At 70.2% G+C, this 4,992-nt stretch carries 3 protein-coding genes; all 3 read left to right on the top strand.

What is annotated here, in order from left to right:
• Window positions 1–157: 157 nt before the first annotated feature.
• Window positions 158–1,138 (top strand): carbohydrate kinase family protein, encoded by a 981-nt coding sequence (locus ACFWVD_RS27960; protein WP_379247818.1) that lies wholly within the window; start codon window positions 158–160, stop codon window positions 1,136–1,138.
• A complete protein-coding gene (gene metH / locus ACFWVD_RS27955; RefSeq protein WP_379247816.1) occupies window positions 1,135–4,611 on the top strand; it encodes a methionine synthase in 3,477 nt (1,158 codons plus the stop codon). Before ACFWVD_RS27960 ends, metH begins: the two co-directional genes overlap by 4 nt.
• 141 nt (window positions 4,612–4,752) lie before the next feature.
• Window positions 4,753–4,992 (top strand): HAD hydrolase-like protein (locus ACFWVD_RS27950; protein WP_379247814.1); only part of this gene is annotated, 240 nt, incomplete at its 3' end.

Genomic DNA, 4,992 nt, shown 5'->3' with positions numbered 1-4,992 from the left:
CTCGCGCCGCCCCCCGAGGGGGGGGGGGGGGAGGGGGGAGGGAGCCGGGCCTCCGCCCCCCCCCCCCACCCCCACCCGCAACACCCCGCGCCCCCTGCCCCGCCCCCCAGCCCACCACCCCGCCCCGCCGGCAACAGACCAGCTCACAGGAGTCCACGTGCGTATCGCGGTGACCGGATCCATCGCCACAGATCACCTCATGGCCTTCCCGGGCCGGTTCGTAGACCAGCTGCTCCCCGACCAGCTGCACCACATCTCCCTGTCCTTCCTCGTCGACACCCTCGAAGTGCGGCGCGGGGGAGTGGCCGCCAACATCGCCTACGGCCTCGGCGGCCTGCGCCTGACCCCCCTCCTCGCGGGCGCCGTCGGCTCCGACTTCGCCGAGTACGAGGTCTGGCTCAAGGAACACGGAGTCGACACCGGCGCGGTGCACGTCTCCGCCGAGCACCAGACCGCCCGCTTCATGTGCATGACCGACCAGGACTCCAACCAGATCGCCTCCTTCTACGCGGGCGCGATGGCCGAGTCCGCCCGCATCGACCTGCACGCCCTGCACGCCCGCACCCCCCTCGACCTGATCCTCGTCTCACCCAACGACCCCGCAGCGATGGTCCGCCACACCGAACAGGCCCGGGAACTGGGCATCGCCTTCGCCGCCGACCCCTCGCAGCAGCTCGCCCGCCTGACCGGCGCCGAAGTACGCACCCTCGTCACCGGAGCACGCTGGCTCTTCACCAACGAGTACGAGTCCGCGCTGCTGCGCGAACGCGCCGGGTGGAGCCACGAGGAGGTCCTCGACCGCGTCGGCACCTGGATCACCACCCTCGGCGCACACGGCGTCCGCATCGACACCAAGGGCGCGCCCACCCTCACCGTCCCCGCCGTCCCCGACGTCCGCGCCGAGGACCCCACCGGCGTCGGAGACGCCTTCCGCTCCGGCTTCCTGGCCGCCGTCGGCTGGGGACTGCCACTGGAGACCGCCGCCCAACTCGGCTGCACGATGTCCGCCCTGGCCCTCCAGGCCGTGGGCTCGCAGTCCTACGAGGTCCGGCCCGCACCGCTCCTGGCCACCGTCCGCACGGTGTACGGGGAGCAGGCGGCCGGACTGCTGGGACCGAAGCTGGAGCAGCCGGCATGACGACGCACGCGCCGAACGCGCACGAACGGGTGACCGCCCTGAAGCAGGCGCTCGCGACCCGTGTGGTCGTGGCCGACGGGGCCATGGGGACGATGCTCCAGGCGCAGGACCCCAGCATGGAGGACTTCCAGCAGCTGGAGGGCTGCAACGAGGTCCTGAACGTGACCCGCCCCGACATCGTGCGCTCGGTGCACGAGGCGTACTTCTCGGTGGGTGTGGACTGCGTCGAGACGAACACCTTCGGTACGAACCATGCGGCGCTGGCGGAGTACGACATCGCCGACCGCAATTTCGAGCTGTCCGAGGCGGGTGCCCGGATCGCCCGTGAGGTGGCCGACGAGTTCACCGCGAGCACGGGGCAGCAGCGGTGGGTGCTGGGCTCGATGGGCCCGGGCACCAAGCTGCCGACGCTGGGCCACATCTCCTACGGCCGGATCCGTGACGCCTACCAGATCAACGCCGAGGGCCTGATCTCCGGCGGCGCCGACGCGCTGCTCGTCGAGACCACCCAGGACCTCCTCCAGACCAAGTCCTCCATCATCGGCGCCCGCCGCGCCATGGAGGCCCTCGGAATCACCGTCCCGCTGATCTGTTCGGTGACCGTGGAGACGACGGGCACGATGCTCCTCGGCTCGGAGATCGGCGCGGCGCTCACGGCGCTGGAGCCGCTCGGCATCGACATGATCGGCCTGAACTGCGCGACCGGCCCCGCCGAGATGAGCGAGCACCTGCGCTACCTCGCCCGCACCGCCCGCATCCCGCTCTCCTGCATGCCCAACGCCGGCCTGCCCGTCCTCACCAAGGACGGAGCGCACTACCCGCTTTCCGCCAGCGAGCTGGCCGACGCCCAGGAGACCTTCGTCCGCGAGTACGGGCTCTCGTTGGTCGGCGGCTGCTGCGGCACCACGCCGGAGCACCTGCGCCAGGTCGTGGAGCGGGTCCGCGGACTCACCCCGACCGTGCGCGATCCGCACCCCGAGCCGGGCGCGGCCTCCCTCTACCAGACGGTTCCGTTCCGCCAGGACACCTCGTACATGGCGATCGGCGAGCGGACGAACGCCAACGGGTCGAAGAAGTTCCGTGAGGCCATGCTCGAGGCCCGCTGGGACGACTGCGTGGAGATGGCTCGCGACCAGATCCGCGAGGGCGCGCACATGCTCGACCTGTGCGTGGACTACGTCGGCCGCGACGGCGTCGCCGACATGGAGGAACTCGCCGGTCGTTTCGCGACGGCGTCCACGCTGCCGATCGTGCTGGACTCGACGGAGGTCCCCGTCATCCGGGCGGGCCTGGAGAAGCTGGGCGGCCGCGCGGTCATCAACTCGGTCAACTACGAGGACGGTGACGGCCCGGAGTCCCGCTTCGCGCTGGTCACCCGGCTGGCGCAGGAGCACGGTGCGGCTTTGATCGCGCTGACCATCGACGAGGAGGGCCAGGCCCGTACCGTCGAGCACAAGGTCGCCATCGCCGAGCGGCTGATCGAGGACCTGACGGGCAACTGGGGCATCCGCGAGTCCGACATCCTCATCGACACCCTCACCTTCACCATCTGCACCGGCCAGGAGGAGTCCCGGGGCGACGGCATCGCCACCATCGAAGCCATCCGCGAACTCAAGCGCCGCCACCCCGACGTCCAGACCACGCTCGGCCTCTCCAACATCTCCTTCGGCCTGAACCCGGCCGCCCGCGTCCTGCTGAACTCCGTCTTCCTCGACGAGTGCGTCAAAGCCGGCCTGGACTCCGCCATCGTCCACGCCAGCAAGATCCTCCCCATCGCCCGGTTCGACGACGAACAGGTCACCACCGCCCTCGACCTGATCTACGACCGGCGCGAGGGCGACTACGACCCCCTGCAGAAGCTGATGGCGCTCTTCGAGGGCGTCAACACCAAGTCGCTGAAGGCCGGCCGCGCCGAGGAACTCCTCGCCCTGCCCCTGGACGAGCGGCTCCAGCGCCGCATCATCGACGGCGAGAAGAACGGACTGGAGACCGACCTCGACGAGGCCCTCCAGACCCGCCCGGCCCTCGACATCGTCAACGACACGCTGCTGGAGGGCATGAAGGTCGTCGGCGAACTCTTCGGCTCAGGCCAGATGCAACTGCCGTTCGTCCTCCAGTCCGCCGAGGTCATGAAGACCGCCGTCGCCCACCTCGAACCCCACATGGAGAAGACCGACGACGACGGCAAGGGCACCATCGTCCTGGCCACCGTCCGCGGCGACGTCCACGACATCGGCAAGAACCTCGTCGACATCATCCTCACCAACAACGGCTACAACGTCGTCAACATCGGCATCAAACAGCCGGTCTCCGCGATCCTGGAAGCCGCCCAGGAACACAAGGCCGACGTCATCGGCATGTCCGGCCTCCTCGTGAAATCCACCGTGATCATGAAGGAGAACCTGGAAGAGCTCAACCAGCGCAAGCTGGCCGCCGACTACCCGGTCATCCTCGGCGGCGCCGCCCTCACCCGCGCCTACGTCGAACAGGACCTCCACGAGATCTACCAGGGCGAGGTCCGCTACGCCCGCGACGCCTTCGAGGGCCTGCGCCTCATGGACGCCCTCATGGGCGTCAAACGCGGCGCCCCCGGCGCCCAACTCCCGCCCCTCAAACAGCGCCGCGTCCCCCAACGCGCCACACCCCTGCCGGCCGCCGGGCAACCGGTCGACGCCGGCCGCTCCGACGTCGCCGCCGACAACCCCGTCCCCACCCCGCCGTTCTGGGGCACCCGCGTCGTCAAGGGCATCCCGCTCAAGGACTACGCCTCCTGGCTCGACGAGACCGCCCTGTTCAAGGGCCAATGGGGCCTCAAGGACGCCGACACCATCGCCACCGACGGCCGGCCCCGCCTGCGCGGCTGGCTGGACAAACTCCACACCGACGGCCTCCTCGAAGCCGCCGTCGTCCACGGCTACTTCCCCTGCGTCTCCAAGGGCGAGGACCTGATCATCCTGGACGAGGAGGGCAACGAGCGGACCCGCTTCACCTTCCCGCGCCAGCGCCGCGGACGGCGGCTGTGCCTCGCCGACTTCTTCCGCCCCGAGGAGTCCGGCGAGAGCGACGTCGTCGGCCTCCAGGTCGTCACCGTGGGAAACCGCATCGGCGAGGAGACCGCACGGCTCTTCGCCGCCGACGCCTACCGCGAGTACATGGAACTCCACGGCCTGTCCGTGCAGCTGGCCGAGGCCCTCGCCGAGTACTGGCACGCCCGCGTCCGCGCCGACCTCGGCATCGGCGGATCCGACCCGCAGTCCATGGCCGGCATGTTCCGCACCGAGTACCAGGGCTGCCGCTACTCCCTGGGCTACCCCGCCTGCCCCGACCTGGAGGACCGCGCCAAGATCGCCGACCTCCTCCAGCCGGAACGCATCGGCGTCCAGCTCTCCGAGGAGTTCCAGCTCCACCCCGAGCAGTCCACCGACGCCATCGTCATCCACCACCCCGAAGCCAACTACTTCAACGCCCGGTAATGCCCACGCTGCGCAGCGTTCGCTTCATTCGGGGTCCCCGGGCGTATCCTTGATGATCCTGAACGGGCCGGTCCGCTCAAAAGCGGGCCGGCCTGTGCCATCCCCGGGTCCGATCCGGGCACGGACGGAAGGATCCCGCCAATGACCACCATCTCCACCGCCACCCCGACCCTCGGCCGCGGCGACGACGACCGGGGCCTGCAGGCGGTGCTGCTGGACATGGACGGGACGCTGGTCGACACCGAGGACTTCTGGTGGCAGGCGGAGGCCTCGCTCTTCGCCGAGCTGGGTTTCGAGCTGACCGCCGAGGACCGCGCCCACGTGGTCGGCGGCCCGATGACCCGGGTCATCGACCACCTGCTGGCCGGCACCGGGGTGGAC

Origin of the sequence: Nocardia sp. NPDC058666 (assembly GCF_042714895.1) — a bacterium.
Lineage (GTDB): Bacteria > Actinomycetota > Actinomycetes > Mycobacteriales > Mycobacteriaceae > Nocardia.
This window is presented reverse-complemented; position numbering and strand designations above follow the sequence as displayed.